The sequence below is a fragment of the Streptomyces venezuelae genome (assembly GCF_008642375.1).
GTDB lineage: Bacteria > Actinomycetota > Actinomycetes > Streptomycetales > Streptomycetaceae > Streptomyces > Streptomyces venezuelae_G.
In genome coordinates this window covers 1,649,224-1,673,309 of record NZ_CP029194.1, presented here as the reverse complement: position 1 = coordinate 1,673,309, position 24,086 = coordinate 1,649,224, and the positions used below count along the sequence as shown (strand labels likewise).

At 73.4% G+C, this 24,086-nt stretch carries 19 protein-coding genes and 1 pseudogene; 10 read left to right on the top strand and 10 right to left on the bottom strand.

Annotated elements, in window-relative coordinates; all coding sequences use genetic code 11:
* Positions 1-421: 421 nt before the first annotated feature.
* Positions 422-1,600 carry a hypothetical protein gene (locus DEJ46_RS07425; protein ID WP_190622488.1) on the bottom strand — a complete coding sequence of 393 codons (1,179 nt, stop codon included), beginning with the start codon at positions 1,598-1,600 and terminating at the stop codon, positions 422-424.
* A 177-nt stretch (positions 1,601-1,777) separates the two neighbouring features.
* On the opposite strand from DEJ46_RS07425, the gene DEJ46_RS07420 reads away from it, so the two are divergent.
* From DEJ46_RS07420 to DEJ46_RS07400, 5 genes are all read left to right on the top strand, one after another.
* Positions 1,778-3,604 carry a hypothetical protein gene (locus DEJ46_RS07420; protein ID WP_150264755.1) on the top strand — a complete coding sequence of 609 codons (1,827 nt, stop codon included), beginning with the start codon at positions 1,778-1,780 and terminating at the stop codon, positions 3,602-3,604.
* 107 nt (positions 3,605-3,711) lie between these two features.
* A complete protein-coding gene (locus tag DEJ46_RS07415; RefSeq protein WP_150264754.1) occupies positions 3,712-4,545 on the top strand; it encodes a M55 family metallopeptidase in 834 nt (277 codons plus the stop codon).
* Positions 4,538-5,872 (top strand): M20/M25/M40 family metallo-hydrolase, encoded by a 1,335-nt coding sequence (locus DEJ46_RS07410; RefSeq protein ID WP_150264752.1) that lies wholly within the window; start codon positions 4,538-4,540, stop codon positions 5,870-5,872. The genes DEJ46_RS07415 and DEJ46_RS07410 overlap by 8 nt, the downstream gene beginning before the upstream one ends.
* 25 nt (positions 5,873-5,897) lie before the next feature.
* On the top strand, positions 5,898-7,919 hold the full coding sequence (locus DEJ46_RS07405; RefSeq protein WP_150264750.1) for a prolyl oligopeptidase family serine peptidase: 2,022 nt from the start codon (positions 5,898-5,900) through the stop codon (positions 7,917-7,919).
* Positions 7,916-8,869: an LD-carboxypeptidase gene (locus DEJ46_RS07400; protein WP_150264749.1), complete on the top strand. Its 954-nt coding sequence runs from the start codon at positions 7,916-7,918 to the stop codon at positions 8,867-8,869. Before DEJ46_RS07405 ends, DEJ46_RS07400 begins: the two co-directional genes overlap by 4 nt.
* Before the next feature lie 100 nt (positions 8,870-8,969).
* Here DEJ46_RS07400 and DEJ46_RS07395 read toward each other — a convergent pair whose 3' ends face one another.
* Together DEJ46_RS07395 and DEJ46_RS07390 are read right to left on the bottom strand one after the other, a co-directional pair.
* Complete coding sequence (locus tag DEJ46_RS07395; RefSeq protein ID WP_150264748.1) at positions 8,970-10,058, bottom strand: adenosine deaminase; 1,089 nt, start codon at positions 10,056-10,058, stop codon at positions 8,970-8,972.
* 188 nt (positions 10,059-10,246) lie between these two features.
* Positions 10,247-10,993, bottom strand: a complete 747-nt coding sequence (locus DEJ46_RS07390) for a GntR family transcriptional regulator (RefSeq protein ID WP_150264747.1) — start codon at positions 10,991-10,993, stop codon at positions 10,247-10,249.
* 214 nt (positions 10,994-11,207) lie between these two features.
* Here DEJ46_RS07390 and DEJ46_RS07385 point away from each other — a divergent pair, with 214 nt between their 5' ends.
* Together DEJ46_RS07385 and DEJ46_RS07380 are read left to right on the top strand one after the other, a co-directional pair.
* Positions 11,208-11,462 (top strand): LapA family protein, encoded by a 255-nt coding sequence (locus DEJ46_RS07385; protein WP_150264746.1) that lies wholly within the window; start codon positions 11,208-11,210, stop codon positions 11,460-11,462.
* Positions 11,459-11,809: a hypothetical protein gene (locus DEJ46_RS07380; RefSeq protein ID WP_150264745.1), complete on the top strand. Its 351-nt coding sequence runs from the start codon at positions 11,459-11,461 to the stop codon at positions 11,807-11,809. The genes DEJ46_RS07385 and DEJ46_RS07380 overlap by 4 nt, the downstream gene beginning before the upstream one ends.
* Here DEJ46_RS07380 and DEJ46_RS07375 read toward each other — a convergent pair.
* On the bottom strand, positions 11,745-13,016 hold the full coding sequence (locus tag DEJ46_RS07375; RefSeq protein WP_150264744.1) for an MFS transporter: 1,272 nt from the start codon (positions 13,014-13,016) through the stop codon (positions 11,745-11,747). The genes DEJ46_RS07380 and DEJ46_RS07375 overlap by 65 nt on opposite strands.
* Positions 13,017-13,050: 34 nt before the next feature.
* Between DEJ46_RS07375 and DEJ46_RS07370 the strand changes: the two genes are divergently transcribed.
* Together DEJ46_RS07370 and DEJ46_RS07365 are read left to right on the top strand one after the other, a co-directional pair.
* A complete protein-coding gene (locus DEJ46_RS07370; protein WP_150264743.1) occupies positions 13,051-13,635 on the top strand; it encodes a CGNR zinc finger domain-containing protein in 585 nt (194 codons plus the stop codon).
* 154 nt (positions 13,636-13,789) lie between these two features.
* Complete coding sequence (locus DEJ46_RS07365) at positions 13,790-15,127, top strand: hypothetical protein (protein ID WP_150264742.1); 1,338 nt, start codon at positions 13,790-13,792, stop codon at positions 15,125-15,127.
* Between the two features lie 124 nt (positions 15,128-15,251).
* On the opposite strand, the gene DEJ46_RS07360 is transcribed toward DEJ46_RS07365, so the two are convergent.
* Positions 15,252-15,803, bottom strand: a complete 552-nt coding sequence (locus DEJ46_RS07360) for a GNAT family N-acetyltransferase (protein ID WP_150264741.1) — start codon at positions 15,801-15,803, stop codon at positions 15,252-15,254.
* Positions 15,804-15,887: 84 nt separating this feature from the next.
* Here DEJ46_RS07360 and DEJ46_RS07355 point away from each other — a divergent pair, with 84 nt between their 5' ends.
* Positions 15,888-16,487 carry a GNAT family N-acetyltransferase gene (locus tag DEJ46_RS07355; RefSeq protein WP_150264740.1) on the top strand — a complete coding sequence of 200 codons (600 nt, stop codon included), beginning with the start codon at positions 15,888-15,890 and terminating at the stop codon, positions 16,485-16,487.
* 87 nt (positions 16,488-16,574) lie between these two features.
* Here DEJ46_RS07355 and DEJ46_RS07350 read toward each other — a convergent pair.
* From DEJ46_RS07350 to DEJ46_RS07330, 5 genes and pseudogenes are all read right to left on the bottom strand, one after another.
* Positions 16,575-16,892: pseudogene (locus DEJ46_RS07350) on the bottom strand (transposase); the annotation flags it as partial.
* Between the two features lie 289 nt (positions 16,893-17,181).
* Positions 17,182-18,810 (bottom strand): trypsin-like serine protease, encoded by a 1,629-nt coding sequence (locus DEJ46_RS07345; RefSeq protein ID WP_150264739.1) that lies wholly within the window; start codon positions 18,808-18,810, stop codon positions 17,182-17,184.
* A 131-nt stretch (positions 18,811-18,941) separates the two neighbouring features.
* Positions 18,942-19,442: a hypothetical protein gene (locus DEJ46_RS07340; RefSeq protein WP_150264738.1), complete on the bottom strand. Its 501-nt coding sequence runs from the start codon at positions 19,440-19,442 to the stop codon at positions 18,942-18,944.
* A 132-nt stretch (positions 19,443-19,574) separates the two neighbouring features.
* The gene (locus DEJ46_RS07335) at positions 19,575-19,973 is read right to left on the bottom strand and encodes a hypothetical protein (protein ID WP_223834552.1); all 399 of its coding nucleotides are present in this window, start codon (positions 19,971-19,973) and stop codon (positions 19,575-19,577) included.
* Complete coding sequence (locus DEJ46_RS07330; protein WP_150264737.1) at positions 19,970-23,497, bottom strand: ALF repeat-containing protein; 3,528 nt, start codon at positions 23,495-23,497, stop codon at positions 19,970-19,972. The genes DEJ46_RS07335 and DEJ46_RS07330 overlap by 4 nt, the downstream gene beginning before the upstream one ends.
* Between the last annotated feature and the right edge of the window lie 589 nt (positions 23,498-24,086).

The following is a 24,086-nucleotide window of genomic DNA, read 5'->3' as shown; positions in this document are numbered from 1 at the left end:
TTTCCAGCCGAGCGTTTTGCGTGGGCGTCCGTTGAGCGGGCCGGCAACAGCGTCGAGATCCGCGCGGGTGTTGAAGGTTCTGAGAGCTCGTAACACGATCATGAGTTGTGCTTCTTGAGGCGTCTCCAGCCGATGAGGCTGCGGGCGAGGGAGACGACGGCGCCGTGGAGTTCGGTGCGGCGTCGGTTCTCGTTCACAACTGCTCGACCGAACCCAAGGCCCAGGCCACTGATGTGCGGCGGACCATAGGCGACGATGAGACGCGAGTGGCGACGATCATGACGCTCCGCGATGAAGGGTGGTGGGGCGGGGTCACCCTGGCCCCGCCACCCTCGAAGCAGTTCGGGAGCCCCGATCGAGACATCGGTCGGGGCTCCACCTCTTTTTCCTGTCGGCGGTTCTTCCGTATCAGAAGTGGTCCTCAGGAGGTGATCGTCGCCTTGCGCAGCGCGCTGATGCAGCTGCCGATCGCCTCCTGGAGGGCTTCGAGGCGCTGGAGCATGTCGGCCTCGTAGATGTCCTCCTCCATCACCTCGTCCAGCGTCAGCTCCTCGAAGACCTTCGTCGCCTTCTGCAGGCTGTTGTAGAACTTGGTGCGCCGCTCCTGGACCCGCAGCGTCGGGTCCTCCTCGACGGCCCGGGCGACCAGGCCCTTCACCGCGTCGTACGCCTCACCGGCCCACTCGCCGGCCTCCTCGGAGTCGTCGAGCTCGTCGATGAGCGACAGGTGGCGCTCGGCCTCCGCGCGCAGCTCGGCGGGTGCCGCCACCGTCTGGCCGGCCGGGGTCTTGATCTGGCCGTTCTCGACGATCTGCCGCACGTACCCGATGCGGTCGGCCGCCTTCGCCTCGCTCGCCACCGCCTTCTTCAGGTCGTCGGTGCGGGCGATCGCGCGGGCCATCTCCGTCTGGAGCGCCGGGTCCTCCTTCATCCGGTCGAGCAGCGCCCCGCGCGCCGCCTCGGCCGTCCCCGGGTCGGCGAGGATCGCGGCCCGCAGCGCCGTCGGGTTCTCGGCGACCTCCAGGGCCTTCGTCGGCCGGATGCCCTCCGCCTCGGCCGCCGCGCTGATCGCCTGGCCGCGCACGGAGGACGCGCTGTTGCGGGAGGTGTAGTACGAGAGCCAGACGTCCGCGTCGGGCAGCTCGACGTCCTCGCCGGGCACCAGGACCTCGAACTGCGGGACCAGGCCGTCGTCGGCTGCCATGTCCCAGGCCTTGTAGTAGCGCATGACCCGGTCGGGCGAGCATCCCGCGAGCGCGGCGAAGGCCTTCGCAGAGACCTTCGCGGCCGCCGTGCCCTCGGCGGGCTGGCCGCCGGGGCGCACGCTCCGAGCGACCTTGAGCGCGAAGGCCCAGCCGCCGGTGCGTGCGTAGATCCCGAAGTCCTGGGCGTCACGGACGACGACGGGGTCGTGCGCGTCGGGCGACACCGGCTCCGGCTCCTCATCCTGGACCTCGGCGTCATCCTGGACCTCGGCCTCGGCCTCGGGGGACTCCGGCTCCGGGGCCTCCGGCACCCAGAACTCGGGCTCCGAGATCGCCTCGGGGGCGGCCTCGCGCTCGTCGGCGGACGTGTCGGACGGGGTGATGGCGATGGTCACCGAGTGCTCTCCGGAAGGTCGGTACGACAACTGCGGCCGACAGCCTATACGCACATGTTGACGATATTTCGCCCTATTCGAGCCATCGTCGAGGCGCCTGCTAATTCGATGGCGGGTCGGGAGGCCCGGAGGGCAGCATGCTCCCATGACCTACGGAATCGAGCTCCACCCCGCGCGGTGAGCGCCCCGCACGAGCGCCCGACGCTCGCCCCCGGCTTCTCCGACTCCTCCCTCTCCGCCCCCTCCCTCTTCGCGTACGCCCGGGACCTCCGGCTCGCGGAACCCGGAGTGCCCCTGCCCAAGGGCGGGTATCCGCTGCCCGACACCGGGCGCCCACCGAGGACACCACGCGTCGGCCGCACGCATGCCGAGGCCCGGATCGCCGTGACCGACGTCCTCGTCTCGCTGCTCGCGGACGCGGACGAGGAGCGGGCGGCCGCAGAGGCCCAGCGCGCGCTCGCCGCGACGGGGGTCCGCGACCGCACCGTCTGCTCCGCGGCGGCCGCTCTCCCACCACCCGACGATCCGAGCGACCGGGCCCGCGCCAGGGCGCTCGGCCGGCGCCTGACCCGCGACGGGACCACCACGCTCACCGTGGCCGCCGGCCTCGGCATCCTCGCCCGCCTCGGCGAGGCCGAGGACGTGCCCTGCCTCCGCACCCTCGGCCTTCTCCAAGGACTCGACCAGGAGACCGTCACCGCGCTCACCCCCCTGGACCCGCGGGCCGCCGCGTTCGTGTGGCTGATCCACCGCGTCCGAGGGGCCGAGCTGCGCGCCCTCGTCGGCGCACTCGACCGCGGGGACACCGACGCCGTACGCGACCGGCTCCTGGACATCCCGACCGGGCCCCGGGGCCTCGGGCCCGAGACCGCCCGGCACGTCGCCGAGGCCATCGGTCTGGTGGACCTCCTCCGGCGGGAGCCTGACCGTCCCGGGCTGCTCGCACAGACGGTCCGTGTGCTGGTCCGGATGACCAGTCGCCAGAACTATCCGGCCGAGATCCTTCGGTACGGAGAGGCCGTCGACCTGTACGAGACGGTGGCCGGCCTCGCCCACCGGCTGCCCCGCGAGCTCGGCCACCGGGCCGATCTGGTCTCTCTCGCTCTCGACCTGCACAGCGGCGCCGGCCACCTCCTCGCCTGGCCGGAGGGGCGGCGCGAGGAACTCTTCCACGCCCTCCTGGCGGTGGCGAGGTGGCAGGGCGACGCGCCCGCCGAACCGGCGGACCGGCGGCGCGCCGACTGGATCCGCCGCACGGTGCGGCGGCTCCGTACCGCAGGCCGGCTCCGTACCGACGACGCGGCGAAGCCCTCCGGCGCTCCTCGGCTGCGGATCGAGGTCGCCGTCGCCGATCCCGCCGAGCCGGAGGTCGTCGAGACACGCTTCCTGATCGACGGACGGCCCCTCGTCCCCGAGGCCTTCGGCCAGGGTCCCGGCGAGCCGCCCGAGCAGCTGCTCGACAGGGGCTCCCTGCGGGCCACGCCCGAGCCGCGCGAGGTGAGGCTCGCCGAGGCCTACTGCACCGAGGGCTGCTGCGGCGCGCTGTACGTCACCGTGCGGCGCGACGGCGACCACGTCGTCTGGGACGGCTGGCGGCGGCCGGCCGCGCCGCTCGGGCTGCCGGAGCTCCCCGCGTACCGCTTCGACGCCGTCGCGTACGACGCCGAGATCGCGTACGCGGAACACGACCAGGGCTGGGCCTGGCCGGCCCGCCGTACGGCCCGGCTGATCACGGCGGGCCTGCGCGACCGGCCGGAGACGTTCACCCGGTGGGGGCTCGTGCAGGGATGGATCTCCACGGCTTTCGACGCGCCGGACACGACCGTGGTCACCTTCACGGGTCCGCTCCTGGCCGCCGACGGAACGCCCGAAGCGGAGGGGGAACAGCGGCAGTTCCTGTGGTACCTCCCGGACGACGGGACACCGCCCCAGGAACAGGCGGCCGCCGCCCTGCGCCGCCTGGCCGAGGCCGATCCCCGGGGGTATCCGGAACTCCGCGGATGATCCGTACCGCCGTCCCGGTGACCTTCGGCGGGCCGCCATTGGTCCACTCCAACGGCGTTTATCCACAGGGGTGGTAGGGCTGCCGGGCGGCGCGTACGGTGCCAGACATGAAGATCCTCATCAGCGCCGACATGGAAGGCGCGACCGGTGTGACCTGGCCCGCCGACGTACTGCCCGGTACGCCCCAGTGGGAGCGCTGCCGTGCGATGTTCACCTCCGACGTGAACGCGGCCGTGCTGGGCTTCTTCGACGGCGGCGCCGACGAGGTGCTGATCAACGAAGCGCACTCGACCATGCGGAACCTCCTCCTGGAGCGGCTCGACGAGCGGGCCGAGATGCTCACCGGCCGGCACAAGGCGCTGTCGATGGTCGAGGGCGTGCAGCACGGGGACGTCGACGGGATCGCGTTCGTCGGGTACCACACGGGCGCCGGCGCGGCGGGCGTCCTCGCGCACACCTATCTGGCGAACTCCATCACGGGCGTGTGGCTGAACGGCGAGCGGGCGAGCGAGGGCGTGCTCAACGCCCACGTCGTCGCGGAGTACGGCGTCCCGGTCGTCCTCGTCACCGGCGACGACCTGACCTGCGAGGACGCCCTCGGGTACGCGCCGGAGGCCCGCAAGGTCGCGGTCAAGGACCACGTCTCGCGGTACGCGGCCGTGTGCCGGACCCCGGCGAGGACCGCCGCCGACATCAGAGCGGCCGCGAAGGACGCGACCTCCCTCGCGGTCCGGCACGAGCCCGTCCGCGGCGGACCGTTCACCGTGGAGGTGGAGTTCGACGCCGACCACCTGGGAGCCGCCGCCACGGTGGTTCCCGGCGTGGCGCGGAGCGGAGAGCGGCGCGTCTCCTACACGGGAGAGACGATGTACGAGGCAATTCGCACGTTCAAGGCGGTCACGACCATCGTCTCGGCCGCGGTGGAGGAGCAGTATGGCTGAGGAGGTCCGGGGCCCGGACACGACGGCGCTCGACGAGGTGGTCACGTTCACCTCCGAGCTCATCCGCATCGACACCACCAACCACGGCGGCGGCGACTGCCGCGAGCGTCCCGCCGCCGAGTACGTCGCCGAGCGGCTCGCCGCCGCCGGCATCGAACCCACCCTCCTGGAGCGCACCCCCGGCCGCACCAACGTCGTGGCGCGCATCCCGGGCACCGACCCCTCGGCCGACGCGCTCCTCGTCCACGGCCACCTCGACGTGGTCCCCGCCGACCCGGCCGAATGGACCGTGCACCCCTTCTCCGGGGAGGTCCGCGACGGAGTCGTGTGGGGGCGCGGCGCCGTCGACATGAAGAACATGGACGCGATGGTCCTGGCCGTCGTCCGCTCCTGGGCCCGCCAGGGCGTCAGGCCGCGCCGCGACATCGTCCTCGCGTACACCGCCGACGAGGAAGCCAGCGCCGAGGACGGCTCCGGCTTCCTGGCCGACCGGCACGCCGCGCTCTTCGACGGCTGCACGGAGGGCATCAGCGAGTCCGGGGCGTTCAGCTTCCACCCGCAGCCCGGCACGACGATCTACCCGATCGCGGCGGGGGAGCGGGGCACCGCCTGGCTCAAGCTGACCGCCCACGGCCGGGCCGGCCACGGCTCCAAGGTCAACACGGCCAACGCCGTCACCCGCCTCGCCTCCGCCGTCGCCCGGATCGGCGCGCACACCTGGCCGGTCCGTCTCACCACCACCGTCCGCGCCGCCCTGACCGAACTCGCCGGGCTGTACGGCATCGACGTCGACACCGGCGCCCCCGACCTCGACGTCGACCTTCTCCTCGACAAGCTCGGTCCCGCCGCCGCGCTCGTCGAGCCGACCGTCCGCAACAGCGCCAACCCGACGATGCTGAAGGCCGGTTACAAGGTCAACGTCATCCCGGGCCAGGCCGTCGCGTACATCGACGGACGGACGCTGCCCGGCGGCGAGGAGGAGTTCGCCGCGACCATGGACGCGCTCACCGGGCCCGACGTGGACTGGGAGCACCACCACCGCGAGGTGTCCCTGGAGGCCCCGGTCGACTCGCCGACCTTCGCGAAGCTCCGGGCCGCCGTCGAGCGCTTCGACCCGGCCGGACACGTCGTGCCCTTCACCATGTCCGGCGGCACCGACGCCAAGCAGTTCTCGCGGCTCGGCATCACCGGCTACGGTTTCTCGCCGCTCAGGCTGCCACCCGAGCTCGACTACGGGGCGCTCTTCCACGGCGTCGACGAACGCGTCCCGGTCGACGCCCTGCACTTCGGCGTCCGGGTGCTCGACCACTATCTGAAGACCGCGTAGGACCGTGACAGGGGGAGGAGTCCAGATGGCCACCACGGAGACGAGGCACACGACCACGGCCGCCCACGGCGGCTGGCCGTCGCCCGTCGACGCCGCGCTCACCGCCGCCCACGACGGCCGGCCCGAGTACGTGCGATCCGTCGGCGACGAACTGTGGTGGACCGCGCCGCGCCCCGCCGAGGGCGGCAGACGCGCCCTCGTCCGGCGGCGCGCCGACGGCACCGAGGAGAGCCTCCTCCCCGTCCCGTGGAACGTCCGCAGCCGCGTCGTCGAGTACGGCGGGCAGCCCTGGGCCGCGACCGCGCGGCCCACCGGCGGACCCCTCGTGGTCTTCAGCCACTTCCCCGACCAGCGGCTGTACGCGTACGAGCCGGAGGCCGGAGCGGACTCCCCGCCCCGGCCGCTCACCCCCGTCTCGGGCGTCGGCGGCGGAGCGCGCTGGGTGGATCCGGTGATCCACCCGGACCGGGGCGAGGTGTGGGCCGTCCTGGAGGAGTTCACCGGGCCCGCGCCGACCGATGTGCGCAGGGTCCTCGCCGCCGTGCCGCTGGACGGATCGGCCGCCGAGGACCGCGGCGCCGTGCGCGAACTCTCCGACGGGCGGCACCGGTTCGTCACGGGACCCCGGCTCTCCCCGGACGGGCGCCGGGTGGCCTGGATCGCCTGGGACCACCCCCGCATGCCCTGGGACGGCACCGAGGTCCAGCTCGCCGACGTCGCCCCCGACGGCACCTTCCACGGCGCCAGGACCGTCGCAGGCGGCCCCGCCGAGTCGATCCCCCAGGTCGCCTGGGACACGGCCGGACGCCTGCTCTTCGCGAGCGACCGCACCGGCTGGTGGAACCTCTACCGGGCGGAGCCCACCGCCGACGGAGGCCTCCGCGAACCGGTCCCGCTCCACCCCCGCGACGAGGAGTTCGCCGGACCGCTCTGGAAGATCGGACTGAACTGGTTCACGCCCCTGGACAACGGTCTGATCGCCGTCGTCCACGGCAAGGGCACCACCGCCCTCGGGATACTCGACCCCGACCGCGGCACCCTCGTCGACGTCCCGGGACCCTGGACCGAATGGGCCGCCACCCTCGCCGCGCACGGCACCCGCGTCGTCGGGGTCGCCGCGGGACCGCGCAGCGGATACGAGCTCGTCGAGCTCGACACCCGAACCGGCCGCACCCGCGTCGTCGGCGCCGCGCACACGGACGCCGTCGACCCCGCGTACTACCCCGAGCCGCGGGTCCGCACCTTCACCGGCCCCGGCGGGCGCGAGATCCACGCGCAGGTGTACCCGCCGCATCACCCCTTGATCACCGGACCCGCCGACGAACTGCCGCCCTACGTGATCTGGGCCCACGGCGGGCCCACCGGCCACGCCCCGCTCGTCCTCGACCTGGAGATCGCCTACTTCACCTCGCGCGGGATCGGCGTCGCCGAGGTCAACTACGGCGGCTCGACCGGCTACGGCCGGGAGTACCGGGAGCGGCTGCGCGAGCAGTGGGGCGTCGTCGACGTCGAGGACTGCGCGGCCGTCGCCGCGGCCCTCGCCGCCGAGGGCACCGCCGATCCCGCCCGGCTCGCGGTGCGCGGCGGCAGCGCGGGCGGCTGGACGGCCGCCGCCTCCCTCGCCGGCACCGACGTGTACGCCTGCGGCACGATCATCTACCCCATCCTCGACCTGCGGGGCTGGGCCACCGACGAGACCCACGACTTCGAGTCCCGGTACCTCGACGGCCTCGTCGGCCCCCTCGGCGAGGTCCCCGACCGCTACGAGGAACGCTCACCGATCGAGCACGTCGACCGGATCACGACCCCCTTCCTGCTGCTCCAAGGGCTCGACGACGTCATCTGCCCGCCCGTGCAGGCCGAGCGCTTCCTCGCCCGGATGGCCGGCCGCGGCGTCCCCCACGCCTACCTGGCCTTCGAGGGAGAAGGGCACGGCTTCCGCAGGGCCGACACGATGACCCGGGCCCTGGAGGCCGAACTCGCCCTGTACACCCGGACCTTCGGTGTCACCCGCACCGACGTCCCCGACCTGGAGCTCCGCTCATGACCGCGCCGGACCCGCTCGCCGCCACCCCACCCCTGAACCGGGCCGCGCGCCTCCGGCCCGGGGCGCGGGTCGCCGTCGTCGCCCCCAGCGGACCCGTGCCCGAGGAGCGGCTCCGGGCCGGGCTCGACATCCTGCGGAGCTGGGACCTGGACCCGGTGGTCGCCCCGCACGTCCTGGACACCCACCCCGCCCTCGGCTATCTCGCCGGCGCGGACCGGGCCCGGGCCCGCGACCTGACGGAGGCCTGGTGCGACCCCTCGGTCTCCGCCGTGATCTGCGCGCGCGGCGGCTACGGGGTCCAGCGCATGGTGGACCTCGTCGACTGGCCGGCCGTCCGGGCCGCCGGGCCCAAGGCGTTCGTCGGCTACAGCGACGTCACCGCCCTGCACGAGGCGTTCGCCGTCCGGACGGGGACCGCCACGCTCCACGGACCGATGGTCGCCGCCGCCACCTTCCTCGCCGACCCGCGCACCCAGGAGTCGCTGCGGGCCACCCTCTTCGAGCCGGACACGGTACGGACGCTCGGCCTGGAGACCGCGCGGCCGCTGGTCCCCGGCCGCGCCCGGGGCATCACGCTCGGCGGCTGCGTCAGCCTGCTCGCCGCCGACCTCGCCACTCCGCACGCCAGACCCTCGGCACGCGGCGGGCTGCTGCTCCTGGAGGACGTCGGGGAGGAGCCGTACCGCCTCGACCGGACGCTCACCCAGCTGCTGCGTTCCGGCTGGCTGGACGGCGTCGCGGGTGTCGCCCTGGGCTCGTGGGAGGAGTGCGGCCCGTACGAGGACGTGAGGGCGGTGCTCCTCGACCGGCTGGGCGGCCTCGGCGTACCCGTGGTGGAGGAGCTGGGCTTCGGCCACAGCGCGACGGCGCTGACCGTGCCCCTCGGGGTCCCCGGACTGCTCGACGCGGAGGCGGGCACCCTGACCCTGGACGTACCGGCCCTGCGCTGAGCTGCCATGAGCGCCACGACGTCGCACCCGACGGGACGGGAAGCGGCCGGCGCCCCCGCGAGAACGCGGGGGCGCCGGGTGCGCTGGGGGCCTGACGCGGTCAGAGCGCGGCGTATCCCGGGCGGACGACCTCGTCGATCAGTCGCTGCCGCTCCGGCAGCGGCAGGAAGGCGGCGTCCAGAGCGGCGACCGTGAACTCCTCGAACACCTCGGGGCCGTAGCCGAAGGCGTCCACCATGTGCTGGAACTCCTCACTCATGGTGGTGCCGGAGACCAGGCGGTTGTCGGTGTTGAGCGTGATCCGGAAGCCGAGGCGGCGCAGCTCGTCGATCGGGTGCGAGGCGTAGTCCTTGGCGGCGCCCGTCTGGAGGTTGGAGGTCGGGCAGACCTCCAGGGCGATGCGGTTGTCCCGGACGTACGCGGCGAGCGGGCCCAGGGTGCCGTCCTCCGCGATGTCGTCCGTGATCCGCACGCCGTGGCCGATCCGCTCCGTGCCGCAGACCTGCACGGCTTCGTGGATCGACTCCGCGCCGACGGCCTCGCCCGCGTGGATCGTGAAGTGGCAGTTCTCCCGCTTCAGGTGCTGGAAGGCGGGGAGGTGGCGGGCCGGCGGGTTGCCGATCTCGCCGCCGGCTATGTCGAAGCCCGCCACGCCGTTCTCCCGGTGGGCGACCGTGAGCCGCGCTATCTCCAGGGAACGGTCCGTGTGCCGCATGCCGGTGAGGAGCGTACGGACGGTGATCCGGCCGCCGGCGCGACGCTCGCCCTCGCGGAAGCCGTCGTTGACCGCCTCGACGACCTCGTCGAGGGTCAGCCCGCCCTCCAGGTGCTGCTCGGGGGCGTAGCGGATCTCGGCGTAGACGACACCGTCCGCCGCCAGGTCCTCGGCGCACTCGGCCGCGATGCGCGTCAGCGCCTCGCGGGTCTGCATCACCGCGCAGGTGTGGGCGAAGGTCTCCAGGTACCGCTCCAGCGATCCGGAGTCGGCGGCGTCCCGGAACCAGACCGCGAGCTCGGCCGGGTCCTCGGTCGGCAGCGCGGTGTAGCCGTGCTCCCGCGCCAGCTCGACGATCGTCGCGGGGCGCAGCCCGCCGTCGAGGTGGTCGTGCAGGACGGCCTTGGGGGCCCGGCGGATCCACTCGGAGACGGTGGCGGCGACAGGCGTGGCTGGGTTGTCAGACAAGTGCATGGCGGGGAAGTGTACGCCACGGCCGGGGGGTGTGCGGCGACGGCTGTGGTGAGCTGCCTCGGTACGGGCCCGGGGCGCGGGCTTGGGGCGCGGTTTCGTGCCGGGCCGGGCCGGGCTCCGGGCCGTGCGGGGCCCGCGCCCGCACGGCCCGCGTTACGTACCGCTTCACGTGCGGCTTTGCGTACCGCTCAGTGCGACTGGAGCACCGGCAGGGCGGGGGTGCCCGTCGGCAGCATGTGCTTGGCGGCCAGGACCGGGGTCTCCCCGACCCGTACGACCTGCGTGACCAGGACGGCCGGGGTGTCCGCCGGGCGGCCCAGCTGGTCCCCGCGCCGCCGTCCGAGCAGCGTCGCCGTGATGCCGCTGTGCGCGCTCAGCGCGGTCTCGCGCGAGGCGCCGAGGAGGACCGCGAGCATCGAGGAGGATGCCGCTTCCGTGGCGCGCAGCGCGCGGGCGAACTGGGGGTGCACCCGGTCGAGCACGTCGTCGGCGGCCGCCCACTCGTGGCTCAGGGCCGCCGCCGTACCCTCCCCGGTCAGCACGGACTCCCAGAACCGCAGCTCGGCACGGGCCGGGGCGAGCAGGTGCTGCGTCGTGAAGTCGGTGGGCTCCTCCACCGTCCTCAGCAGCGCCCGCACGCGCAGCGGACCCCCCGCGCCGATCAGCTCCTCCAGTGGCTGGACGTGCTCGAAACCCCGGCGCGGCGGACGGTCGTTGACGGTCCGGCCGACCCCGCGGCGCACGGTCAGCAGCCCGTCCTCCTGGAGCAGCAGCAGCGCCTCGCGCAGGGCCGGCCGGCTCACGCCCAGTTCGGCGGCGAGCTTCGGTTCGGAGGGGAGTGTCGAGCCCGGCGGGTAGGTGCCGTCGTGGACGGCGTCCGCGATCCGCTCGTACAGCGCCACGACCGGTCGACGCCGCTGTCCGCTGACCGCCACGGCCGCCTCCTCGTGTGGTTCCCGCCGGTGTTCCCCTCGGTGTCCGGGACCACCGTAGTCGGCCCACGTTGTCTGACAAGTCACCCGTACGGCTCTTCCCACCGTCCCGGTAAGGCCCCGCTCACCCCATTCTGGTCCCACGGCTCGTCCCGCGGCACGGGCCGGGCACGACCGACGGGCACGACCGACGGCACGACGGAGGAGAGGGCCGGGCATGAGTCCCAAGGACACGGCAGGGGGGTCCCGCACCGGCGGTACGTCCCGGTTCAGCGGAGCCTTCACCCCGGGCCGGATCGCGATGACGGTGGTCGCGGTCCTCACGCTGGTCTTCATCTTCGAGAACACCCGGGAGGTCAGGATCCGGATCCTGATTCCCGAGGTGTCCATGCCGCTCTACCTGGCTCTCCTCGCGACCGCCGTCCTCGGCGCCGGCTGCGGCTACTACGCCGCGGCCCGGAGGCAGAAGTGAGGCGGGCCGCCGTCGTGGGCGCGACCGCCGTCATCGCGCTCGCGGCCGTCGCCGTCTCCTCGGCCGAGGAACCCGCCGTGCCGGGCGACGAGACCGGACAGCGGTCGATGCCGGACCTGCTGGGCGTCCCGCTGTGGCGCGTGTTCACCCGGCTCGACCGCCGGACCCGCCTGGACGTCCACGACGCGAGCGGACGCGACCGGCGGGTGCTGTGGCCGCCGAACTGGCGGGTGTGCACGCAGTACCCGGCGGCCGGCACGGACCTCGACCGGCGGACCGCGGTCACCATCGGGGTCGTACGGAAGGGCGAGACCTGCCCGCCCCGCGTCCGGACCGCCCGCCGCTGACCTCACGCGAGCTGCCTCGGTGGGCGTCGCGTCCGGTCAGGAGGTAGAGCAGGGCTGCCGCCGCCTGCACGAGCGCGATGCCGGTCAGGTACCCGCGTGCGGTGCCGGCCGTGGCCGCTCCGGCGAGAGCGGCACCGGCAGCGGCGGCGGACATCTTCAGCCCGGCCCCGATGGTGAACACCTGCGTACGCCATCGGGCGGGGGAATGGTCGGCGCGGAGGCGGAGGGTCACGGTCAGGACAAGCCCGTCGAACGCGCCGGCCACGGTGAAGCAGACCGCCGCCACGGGGAGGGAGGGGGCGCCGGCCGCGGCGGCGAGCCCGGCGGCCGTACCGAGCAGTCCGACGACGGCCAGTCGCTGCGGTGCGACGGTGGGGCGCAGCCGGGCGAGGCCGAGCGTCCCGGCCAGGGCGCCGGCCGCGAACGCGGTCATCAGCAGACCGCCGGCCCCCGCGCTGCCCAGATGGGCGGCGAGCAGGACGCCGGTCGTGGTCAGGGCGCCGACACCGGTGAAGGCCAGGCAGGTGGCAGCGGTGATGGCGCGCAGTTCGGGTTCCCGCCACACCGTCCTCAGGCCGTCGGCCAGATCCCGGTGAAGTCGTGTCGGCGGCACCGGCGCGTCCTCGGCGCCGGGGCGCAGCGGGAGCAGTGCCGTCAGGGCGCAGGCGCATGCCGCAGCCGCCGACAGGACGAGCATCGCCGCCGCCGGGGAGACGGCCGAGGCGAGGACCCCGGCGGTGCCGGGGCCGGCGACGGCGGCGGCGTTGTAGACCACGGCGTCCCAGGAGTAGGCGCGGTCCCGCTCCCCGCCGGCCGGCAGCAGCCGCGCTACGAGACTGGAGAGCCCGCCGGAGACGACCGGCCCGCAACAGCCCCCGGCCGCCGCGACGACGAGGACCAGGGCGAGGGGGAGTCGTCCGGCGCTTAAGGACAACGCCGCGATCGCCAGGGCGAAGCCGCCGAGCGCACCGCAGTAGAAGAGCCGGGGCCGACGTGCGCGTTCCGCCATGGCGCCCGCCAGGGGAGCCGCGAGGACATGAGGGGCCGTCCAGGCCGTCAGGACGAACGCCCCCTGAGCCGCGCTGCCCGTGCGGGCCACGGCCAGCATGACCACGGCCACGGCCGTGCCCTCGTCGGCCAGCCGCGCGAAGAACGCGGTCACCAGGTAGCGCGGCACTCCCCACCGTTCACGCGATCGTTGCTGCATCCGACCCCCGACCCCCCACCGGTAACGTCTTATTATGAAAAGACGTTACCGTCCGAGTCGTGGAACAGGGAGCGCAGACGTGAGAACGCAGGGTTTCCAGGCCGCCCAGCGCCTGATCGACCTCGCCAACGCCGTACGAACCCACCCCGACCTGCCCCGCGACGTGGCGGTGCCGCTCCTGGCGAGCCACGGCGAGAGCCCGCAGGACTTGACCGAGACGGCACTCTCCGACGCGGACCTGCGAAAGCTGAGGGACGCCGCCCTGAAGATGACCGGCGTCCTCACCGAGACCGGCACCGACCGGGCGGCCGCCGCGCTCAACGCGACCCTGGCCGACCATGCCGCCGCCCCCCGGCTGTCCCGGCACGACGGCCATGCCTGGCACCTGCACGTCGACCGTCACGACGCCGGATGGGCCGACTGGTTCCTGGCCTCCAGCGCCCTCGCCCTCGCCCAGATCCTCACCGAGCACGGCCGCGCCACCTGGGGCGAATGCGCGGCCCCAGGCTGCCGCACGCTCTACCTCGGCACCGGCCCCGGCAGCCCCCGCCGCTACTGCTCCACCACCTGCGCCTCACGCGTCCGCGTCGCCGAACACCGCCGCCGCAAGCAGGCCTGACCGTCCGCCGCCGATTTCGCCCCTCGGAAACGCTCCCCTCCGAACGTACGCCGTCACGCCATGCGGCCGATGCGGCGGCGTTGGAACTGACGAATGATCATCCCGTATGTTGACCAGGTTTGTTGAGTGACGATCGGGGGACCGGGTGATGGGAATGAAGTTCCGAGTGCTTGTGGGTGCGGCGACGGCGTTCGCCGCGCTGTCGCTCACGGCGTGCGGCGGTTCGTCCGGCGGTGGGGCGAACGGATCGAAGAGTGATGCGGCCCAGGGCGCGGCGGAGGACGCGGGGCAGGGAGCGGCACCCACGGCCGCACCGAAGGAGCCCGTACCTGCGGCGTTCGACAATACGAAGGGCTGGGAGACCAAGGACGACGAACACGAGTTGTCCGGGCCCGTCATCTCCGAAGAGGCCGGACTGGTTCTGCTGCGCTGGCACGAACGAGGCGGCAAGACCGCGCGCGTGGTGGCCAAGGATGCGAAGACCGGCCAGGTGCGCTGGAGCACCAAGCCGCTGGTCCGTCCGGAAGAGCCCAAGAGCGGGCGGCCCGTCGACTCCCAGGTCTTGCTGGCGCGCGGCGGCACCAAGGAGTACGCCGTTCTCGCGGTCACCGGCGTCGAGGGTGGTGACGGTGTCAACATCGCGAGCCCGGTCACGCGTCTCGCGGTGTACGACATCGCCTCCTCGGGCGACGCGGCGGAACCTCTCCGGCAGATCTCTGTCCCGGGGACGGCGACCGGCCTCACTGCGCAGCGGGAACTGGGCGTCGTCACAGTGGTATCGGACCAGGGTGTGTCGCTCGTGGACGTAGCCTCCGGCCGGGTCATCACGTACGACGGGGACCACCCCGCGCTGAAGTCGCCCAAGCCGTGCCGGCAGCTGACCGGCACCTGCGACAGCAGGCGGGTGACGGTGGCCGGGCAGACGCCCGCGGGCCCGCTGGTCCAGGGCTATGGCGCCTTCTGGGCCGGCGGCTGGTTCAGCGGCGATGTGGTGCCTGCCGACGCCGTGCCCGAGCACGGCGGGCGCACGGTCGAGGCCTCCAGCCTGCCGAACGGGGACGCCCTGGCATCCTGGCCCGACAAGGAGGGCAGTGCGGAGACCAACGTCTACGCGGTGCACGACGGAAAGACCGGCAAGGTACGTGCCTCCGTCGCATGCGCGAACGAGAGAGACTCCGCCGTCACGCCCACCGTGTCGGGTGATGGCCGCTATGTGCTGGCCGGACGCGTGGTGATCGACCTCCAGGCGGGGAAGGGCCACTGCTTCGAGCAGACAAGCACCCGCAAGGCGATCACCGTCTCGACGGTGGACAAGGACGGCACCGCCCACGGCGAAACCGCCGAGTCGCCCGCCGCCATCGACCTCTCCTCGGGCAAGGCGTCCCCGCTGCCGGAGGGAACTCTGCTGCCCGACGTCATCGGAGCCGACGTCGCCGTCTTCGGTACGACGACCGCGGGCGGGGAGAGCATCCTCGTCTACCCCCGCCGGTGATGCGGGACGCAACGCACTGCACGGCGTAGTGACATGACCGACAGGACACGTCCTGAGGACATGTCCTGTCGGTCATGTCGGGCTCACGGCGCTCCGGGATCCGGCCTGATCGGCAAGGCACCCCCTAGCGGCGCAGGGCGCGAGCCTCTTCGCGGCGCGTCCTGTACAGCACACAGCGGCGCAGTGGCCCCTCGGGCACGCTCGGGTCGTCGAAGTCGTCGGCCGGGTCGTGCGTCATGCCGATCCGGCGCATCACCGCCTGGGAACGAAGGTTGTGGACCGTCGTCGTCGCGATGATCTCCGACAGACCGAGGGTCTCGAAGCCGAAGGCCCGGCAGGCCAGGGCGGCCTCGGTCGCATAACCGTGGCCCCACGCCGAACGGGTCAGCCGCCACCCGATGTCCACGCCCGTGAACGGCATGCTCCCGTCCACCTCGTCCAGGCCGGCGCGGCCGAGGAACTCGCCGGTCTCCCGCGATTCCAGCGCCCACCAACCGAAACCGCGCGCGTCGAACTCGGCCTGCATGAGCTTCACCACCGCATCGCTCTGCTCCCGGGTCAGCAACTCTCCCAGGTACCGGCGGACTTCGGGGTCCGCGTTCATCGCCGCCCATGGTTCGAGATCGGACTCCTGCCAGCGGCGGAGCAGAAGACGACCGGTACGGAGTTCGGGCATGCGGTCAAGTCAACGCGATCGGGCCCGGGGTGTCGATCGGTTATGCCCCGGCGGCGGCCCTGCCGTGCGTTCTAACCTTGCTCCATGCCCGACGATCTTGGCCGTTTCCTCACCGCCGGGCCCCGTGTGGGCCTGCGCCCCTTCTCGCCGGACGACGCCGAGGAGTTCACCGCACGTGCCCGCGAGAGCAGGGAACTCCACCGGCCCTGGCTGTTCCCGCCGTGCACCCCCGAGGCGTACGCCGCCTACGCCGGAGTGCTGATCGAGGACCCGGCGCGCGCCGGATTCCTGGTGTGCGAGCACGCCGAAGGGGTGCCCGGCGGGCGGATCGCCGGCTTCGTCAACATCAACAACATCGTCCGCGGCGCCTTCCGCAGCGGCGCCCTCGGCTACGGCGCCTTCGCGCACGCCGCCGGCCGCGGACTGTTCTCGGAGGCCCTCGGGCTGGTCCTGGCGTACGCCTTCGGGCCCCTGGAGCTGCACCGCCTCGAGGCGAACATCCAGCCCGGCAACACCGCCTCCCGTGCGCTCGTCAGCCGCGCGGGCTTCCGCCTGGAGGGCTTCTCGCCCGCGATGCTGTTCATCGACGGAGCCTGGAGGGACCACGAGCGCTGGGCGATCACCGCTCCGGAGTCCTCGGAGGGGTCGTCGGTGCGGTCGCCGTTCTCGCTGTCGGCGCCGTAGTACTGAGCCCCCATCGCTGCTTCTCCCCTTGCCCTGTTCACCCTGGTCGCGGTCAGCAGGGCATGCGGAGCCGACAGCACGGGCTGGTCGTATCCATTCTCCGATCGCGGCGATCAGCACGGTGGCTTCGAAGCGGACGGCGGGTTTGTCGAACCGGGTGGCGACCGCACGGTTGCGCTTGAGCCTGTTGATCCCGCACTCGACCGCGTGCCGGGCCTTGTGGTCCTCGCGGTCGAAGGCCGGAGGCCGCCCGCCGGCCTTCCCTCGCCGTTTGCGGTCGGCGGCCTGGTCGGCAGGTTCCGGGATCGTGCAGCGGATTCCGCGCTTTCGCAGGCAGGCCCGGTTGGCGCGGGGCGAGTACGTCTTGTCGCCCCGCACCCGCAGCGGCCGGACACGGGGACGGCCCGTCTGCCACGGCCCGTATTGGGCCGGGATGGCCGGGGCGCTCTGGACGCCGTCGAGGGGCTGGCAGCGATCGAGGAGCGGGTGCTGACGCGCAGGGTGTAGCCCTGGCCGCGCCGTACGGTCACTCCCCGGTCGAGCGCGGCGCGCTCGGCGGGCTCCAGCTCGGTGGTCCGGCGGACGTTCGGCAGACCATCGCTCCCGGCGTCACCACCGACCACACGCCATCCATGCGCGAAGGGGGCGCCCCGTGGCACTCATGGTGCCGGGGGCGCCCCCTTCCGCGGCAGGGTCAGCCGGTGTAGGTGGCGGTGATGGCGAGGTTGCCGGGGGCTGCGGGGATCCCCGCGAGGGGTGCCGGCGCCGGGGTGGTCCAGGTGCGGTCGGTGTGTCGGGTGGTGTGGAGGAGCTTGCCGTCGGTGGTGGTGACGGCGAGCTGGAGTTCGCCGTTGACGGCGGCAGCGGAGACGGCCTTGGTGGTCACCGTGCCCAGGACGCCCTTGAGGTCGCCCCAGCCGGCCCAGGTTCCGTTGAAGTTGCGGATGGTGTGGTACTGGCGGGTGCCGTTGTCGGTGGTGATGACGAGGTGGGTCTCGTCGCCGGTGCCGGCCATGCCGAGGGAGGTGACCGGTCCGGTGGCGCCGACGGCCTGGGCGACATCGCCCCAGCCGAGCCAGGTCCCGGTGGTCTGGCGGATGGTGTGGTACGGCTTGCCGCCGCTGACGATGCCGACCTGGAGCTCGCCGCGGACGCTGGCCGTCGCCGCCGCGGTCACGCCGGTGAGGGAGCCGTTGATCTGGCGGAAGGGGGTCCAGCTGCCCGCGCCGTTGCGGACGGTGTGGAAGGCCTTGCCGTCGGCGACGGCGACGACGTGGAGGTCGTGGCCGATGGAGACGGCGGAGACCTGGGTGAGGTTGCCGAGGGTGTTGGCCGCGGCGAACACGTTCCCGAAGGCGCTCCAGGTGCCGTCCGGCTTGCGGACGGTGTGGAAGAGTCCGCCGCTGGTGCTGATGGCCAGTACGTGGGTGTCGCCGTTGATGCCGGCGGCGGCGGTGCTGCGGATCCCGCCCAGGTCGCCGACCTTGCCCTGGAGGTCGGTGTATCCGGTCCAGGAGCCGTCGGACAGCCGGACGGCCTGGTAGAGGCCGGTGCCGGCCTGCACGAGGGCCTTGGTCTGCCAGCCCGGCGTCGTGGCCCGGACCCCGTCGATCCACTCGCGCAGCCCGTCGGTACGGGCCGCGATGGCGCCGGTCCGGGTTTCCGCGGGGTCGCTGCCCAGGCAGCCGCCCTGCCAGGACCGGCTGTTGACGCCGACGAGTTCACCGGCCGCGTTCAGGAGCGGCCCGCCGGTGTCGCCCTTGCAGACGGCGTCGGTGCCCTTGCCCGCGATGGTCAGGGTGGTGGCGTCGGAGGCGCTCAGGGTGAACGCTCCGGTGTGGGCCTTGCCCGGCGCCCACTCGGTCTTCGTCCGGCCGAGGCCGACGGCGGTCAGATCGGCGTCCGCAGCCGGAGCGGCGCCCGCCGTCGTGATGCCCGCGGGGCCGGTGGCGGGGGTCTTGAGGCGGGCCAGGACGACGTCCCGGTCGTCGCGCGGGACCAGCGCGTCGACCTCGATCCGCTTGCCGTCGCCGAGGGTCACGGTGGACTTCAGCGCGGGCGCACCGGCCGGCAGGGGCGTACCGGGCGTCGCGGCGAAGCAGCTGGCGGCGGTGAGGACCCACGAGGAGTCGACGAGGGAGCCGGTGCACCCGCGGCCGGTCGCCTCGTCGCCGATGTTCAGCTTGACGACGGAGGTGTGCTGGCCGGCCGCGGCCTCCGGGCCGGAGACGGCGTGGGCGGCGGGGACGAGGCCCGCGGCGACGGCGGTCGTGGTGACGAGCAGACCCGAGATGCGAGCGGTGCCCGGACGGAGTGCAGACATGTGCGGTTTCCTTCAGGAACGGGATTCGGTGAGCGAATGCGCCGGAGTTCGGTCGTGCGTGGACGGGACCGGTGGTCCGCCGGTGACACGGGGCACGACGGGGCTCGGAAGAGCCCCGCGGGCGGTGCGGTCTACTTGGAGACCCGGATCTCGACCAGGACGTGCTCCCGGCCGTCCACGGACTCGCCGACTCCTTCCCAGGTCTTGGCGGGAATGTCGTACTCGACGCGGTCGTCCTCGGCGGTCATGGCCAGGTGGGTGTTGCCGGAGTCGTCGGTCCGCACCCCGTGCACCGACGGGATCTCCAGGGTCAGGTAGCCCTCGTCGGCGGTGACCTTGAAGCACACGTCGGCCCGGTCTCGGGCGAGGAACCTGAGGAGGTTCGCCTCGCTCGCGCAGTCGGCGAGCACGATGTGGCCGTCGCCCCGCTTCAGGACGATGCCCTGATCGGCCAGGATCTTGTCGGCGTCGGGGTAGTTGTAGTCCTCGATGGCGTACCCGGGTCCCGTCTCGGCGACGGGCTCGCTGCCGGGGGCGGTGGCGGGCTGGCCGGCGGCCACCACGGCCCACGCCAGCGCACCGGCCGCGGTCGCGGTTCCCAGAGTGCGGGTCCATGCCTTGCGTGAAGTCATCACAGTGCTGAATTTCCTCGAAGTCGGAGTCGATGGGGGCGGGGAGGGTTCTCCACCGCCCCTTCTGATCAAAGCTGCTTGAGTGGAAGGGAGTTGGCTGTCGAGTCGAGGTGCGGAGGCGGTGCGCGGCCCCTACGGCGCAGCCGCTCGGGTGAGCCTCAGGGACGGCGGCCCGTCCGGGTCCGGGCGGAACTCCACCGCGTTCCCCCCGCTCGGGTAGAGCTGGATGCCGGCGATCGGGCCCAGCCCGCTGCTGTCGACCGACAGGTAGACGAAGTCGCTGCCCGCCCGGTCGCCGAACCACTCCCACCGGCCGCTGAAGTCGGCGGGGTCGGAGGATCCGTCCGTCACCACGTCCACGGCGGAGAACGTTCCGTCGGAGTCGAGCCGCAGCTCGGCGCCCGCCCCGTCGTTGCGGTACACGCCGGGCAGCTCATCGGGGTCGACGGAGCCCGTGCACCCCGAGACGAGCGACACGACGGCGGCGAGGAGGGTGACGAGCCGGCCCGTACCCGCCCTGCCGGGGATCACGGACCCAGCGTGACGTCGAACTCGATGACCTGGGTCTTGGGCGACATCGGACCGGAGTCGCCGACGATCCTGTCGATGAGCGAACCGACGTTGTTGCTCCACCAGTCCGTGTAGCCGATGACCGGGGGGTGGGTCGCGGACTCGATGTCCGACTCGTTGTAGGCGGAGTACCGCCACACGACGGAGCCGTCCGCGTTCTTCCGGATGGGCGTCATCCGGACCTGGTGGGAGCCCAGGAACGTGTACGCGAGGTTGCCCGTGAGACCGGCCGTGGAGAGCGTTCCATAGTCCTGGAGGTACTTCCACGCACCGTCGAACCCGCCGAGGGAGTAGTCGTACTTGAGGGTGTGGCCGAGCTCGTAGTTGCCCGCACGCGTGCGGTCGGCGAAGAAGGCGAGCGCCTCCCGGGTGTGCTGGTGCTCACGGTAGATGCGGGTGAAGTCGTCGTTCGGGCCGAAGCACTGCGACGTGGGGCCCGAGCCGGTGAGCCAGTGCCAGCCCAGTTCCCACGGCGTGGTGCTGTTGCCGGACTCGACGGGGCGGCCGAACGGCGTCAGGCAGCTCTCGGCTCCCTGGGGCAGGCCGTTCGTGCCCGGCGTGATGGGCGTCTTCGCGTTGTCCAGCGCCTTCTGGATCGCCTCCTGCCGCGCGGCCTCCAGGACGAGGTCCTTCGCCTGCAGTGCCGACTGCGCGGCTTCGGCGGCGCTCGCTCCTGCCGCGAGTGCCGACTGGCGGGCCGCCGCGGCCGATGCCGCGGCGTTCGCGGCGTGGGCGGCGGCCTCGGTGGCGGACCGCACGGCGCGGGTCGCCGCGCTCCGGGCCACGCTGCTCGCCTGCCGTGCCGCGGCGGCTGCCTGCCGCGCGGTCTCGGCGGAGCGGGCGGCCTCGGCCGCGGACCCCTCGGCGGCTTCGGCGTTCTTGCGCGCCTCCTCGGCGGACAGCTTCGCGGCCGCGGCGTACCCCTTGGCGAGCGCGGCCCACTCGGTCGCCTTCTGGGCGGCGTCGCGGGCGAGGGCGGCCGCCTCGGAGGCCCGTGCCGCGTTCTCCTGTGCCTCCTGGGCCGTCTTGGCGGCGCCCGCGATCATCGCCCGGACCGCGCTGATGTGCGTGGCGTGGTCGTGGTCGATGCGCGCGAACTCGTACTGCGTGGTGGCGATGAACTGGCGCAGCATGTGCGTGTCGCCCTCGAGGGCGATCTCGGCGGCCGCCTTGACGTAGGGACCCCCGTTCGCCAGCAGCGTGGTGGCCGCCACCTCGTCGTCCTCCCGGACGGCCTTGGCGCGCTCGACGTGCAGGAAGGTGTGCAGGGCCTGGGCGGTGCCCGCCTCCAGAGCGGCGACGGCCGCACGCCGTACCGCGGTACCGGTGGTCTCGTCGGCCAGGACCGTGGTCACCTCGACCCGGTTGTCCTCCTTCGCCGCCACGATCGCCCCGGTCTCCAGGAACGTCCTGACCTTCGCGTGGTCCTCGGTCTTGAGGACGTCCACCGCGGCCAGCGCCACGTTCTTCGTGGAGATCGCGGCCATGGCCACCACGTTCTCGATGTTGTCCTGCTGCAGGGCGATGAGCCGGTCGGCGTCGATCCAGTGGACGACGTCCTCGTCCGAGCCGGCCAGCGCGAACTCCGCGGCCTGCCGGGTCCATGTGCCCGACCGGTCGACGAGCTGGATCGCGGCCCGGCGCCCGGCCGCCACGGCCTCAGCGGTCCTGCCTCCCGCCAGCGCGGACTCCGCGGAGGCGATGAGCGCGAGCAGTTCCGCGGACAGCCGCGCTTCCTGCGTCCGCTCCCGGTCGTACCGTGCGAGCTGGTCCGTCTCCGCGGCCGCCGCCAGCTTCGCCTGCTCGATCGCCTCGGCGGTCTCCTCGGCCAGCCGGGCGGTCTCGGCCTCGCGGGCCGCCTGCTCCACCTCGCGTGCCTTGTCGACCGCGGCGGCGGCCTTGTTCGCCGCCTCGACGGCCGCGTTCGCGGCCTCCGTCGACCGGTTGGCGTAGTCGACGGCCTGGCCTGCGTGGTTCGCCGCGTCCAGAGCCCGCGCGGCCGCCTTCTCGGCGTGATCGGCGGCGCTTTCGGCCGCTTCGCGCGCCACGTGGGCGGCGGCGGCCGCCTGCCCGGCCAGTGACCGGGACTTGGCCGCGGCCTGCGTCGCCCGGGCGGCGGCGGCCTCCGCCACGGCGGCTTCCCGCTGTGCGATGGCGGCCTCGGACTTCGCGGCGCCGGAGGCCAGTGCCGCGTCGGCCGACGCCCTGGCGGCCGCTGCCGCGTTGAGGGCCGATCCGGCGGCGGCCGCGCCCGCGGCGTCGGCGGCTTCCGCGGCCACGGCCGCCATGCCCGCCTTCTGGGCCACCGTGCGGACGTACTGCACCATGGCCGTCGCGGCCCGCGCCGCCGTCCGGGCGGCCTCCGCCATCGAGGCGTCCTTCGAGGCGCCGATCGCCGCGTGGTACGCCTGGGCGGCGGCGCGTCCCGCCGCCGCGGCCGCGGCGGCCGCGGCCTGCGCGGCGACCACGCAGCGCTGAGAGGCGGCCTGCGCGGTCCGCGAGGCCGACACCGCGGTCGACGCGGCGGCAGCGGCTCCCCTGGCGGCCCGAGCCGCCTTGTTCGCGGCGGCGGCGGAGCGCTCGACGTCGTGTCCGGCGGCTTCGGCCTCGGCCTTCGCCTCCAGCGCCGCCTTCTTCGCGTTCTCCGCCGACTTGACCGCCTGCTCGGACAGCTCGACGGCCTCGTCCGACTTCCGGCCGGCGCGCTGCCCTTCCGCCTCGACGACCTTGACGAGCTGCTGGATCGTCGCCGTCTCCTCGTCACGGGCCCGGGCGATGTACTGGCCCGTCTCCAGGAACCATCGGATGGCCCGCGGCGTCCCGTCCTCCAGCGCCCGCTGCGCGTACAGCCGCACCTGCGGCGACGCGGTCACGAGGATGGACGTCACCCGTACCCGCTCGTCCTCTTCCTGAGCGGTGAACTGTCCGCCGCTCAGGAAGGCGCGGAGCGCGAAGTCGGACCCGGCGTCCAGCGCGGCGGAGCCCTCCCGCTTCACGGCACGGGCACCGCGCGCCATGACCGTGGTCACGGCCACCCTGAGGTCCTCGCGCACCGCGCTCTGGAAGCCGTCCACGAGGTACGCCTCCACCGCCCCCGTGCCGCCGGACAGCGCCACGCCGATGCTCTCGCGGGTCGCCCTGCCCGCCATCACCAGCGATTGCGTGAGCGTGAACCGGTTGTCCTCGGCCCGGGCCACGGGCAGCTTCTCGGCGAGGAACGTCGTCACGTCCGCGGCGCTCCCCACCAGGGCCGCGGCAGCCGCGGTGCGGACGGCGCGGCCGCCCGTCCGGTACGCCCAGACGACCCGGCCCCGCTCGGTGTCCGGCAGACCGGAGCCCGCGGGCAGGGGGGCGGCTCCGGCCCCGTCCGCCGCATACGCGGGGCGGGTGAGCACGGTGCACTCCGGGAGTGCGCAAGCTGCTGCCACCCCCGCGAAGGCGGCGAGTATCCGGCGTCTGCTGAACTGTCGTGAACGCTGAGCCATCACGACTCCCTTCTCCTGCGGTGTGATCCCTGCCAGGACGTGCTCCCGGCCCGACGGACCCTCGTGGTCGGCGGCCGCACCGGTACGTCGCGTCGGACTCCGGATACGAGTCCCACGACGCGGTGTCCTGCGGCGTGCCCGCCGGGTCACGCTTCGCTCCCTGGCGGCGATCACCACTTTCGGCGTGCGGACAGCACCGGGGGAAGGTGGTTGGGATGGCCGGAAGCGTCCCTGGCCCGATCGGGCCGGACGGGCTTCCCGCCGTACGCTCACGAGCCCTGGGCCGGCCGCATGCGCGTCAACGGGCAGGAGGAACCCGCGCAGTCGGGAACGCCGGGCGGGATGCGTCGACGGCCGGCCGCGGAGCGCGACACACCGGGATGCCTCTCACCGCCGTGCCGCGCAAGGAGTCATGGGCCGCAGGGCCGGAGGGCGGCTACTGGACCGGAGTCGGCTACTGGACCGGAGTCGGCTACCGGACCGGAGGTCGGCCGTCGGCCTGGACGCTTGCGGCCCAGGCCCCTTCAGGCCAGCGGGCCCGGCTTCCGCGGACGGTGCGACGCGGAAAGACTGGAGTGCGCCCGGTGGC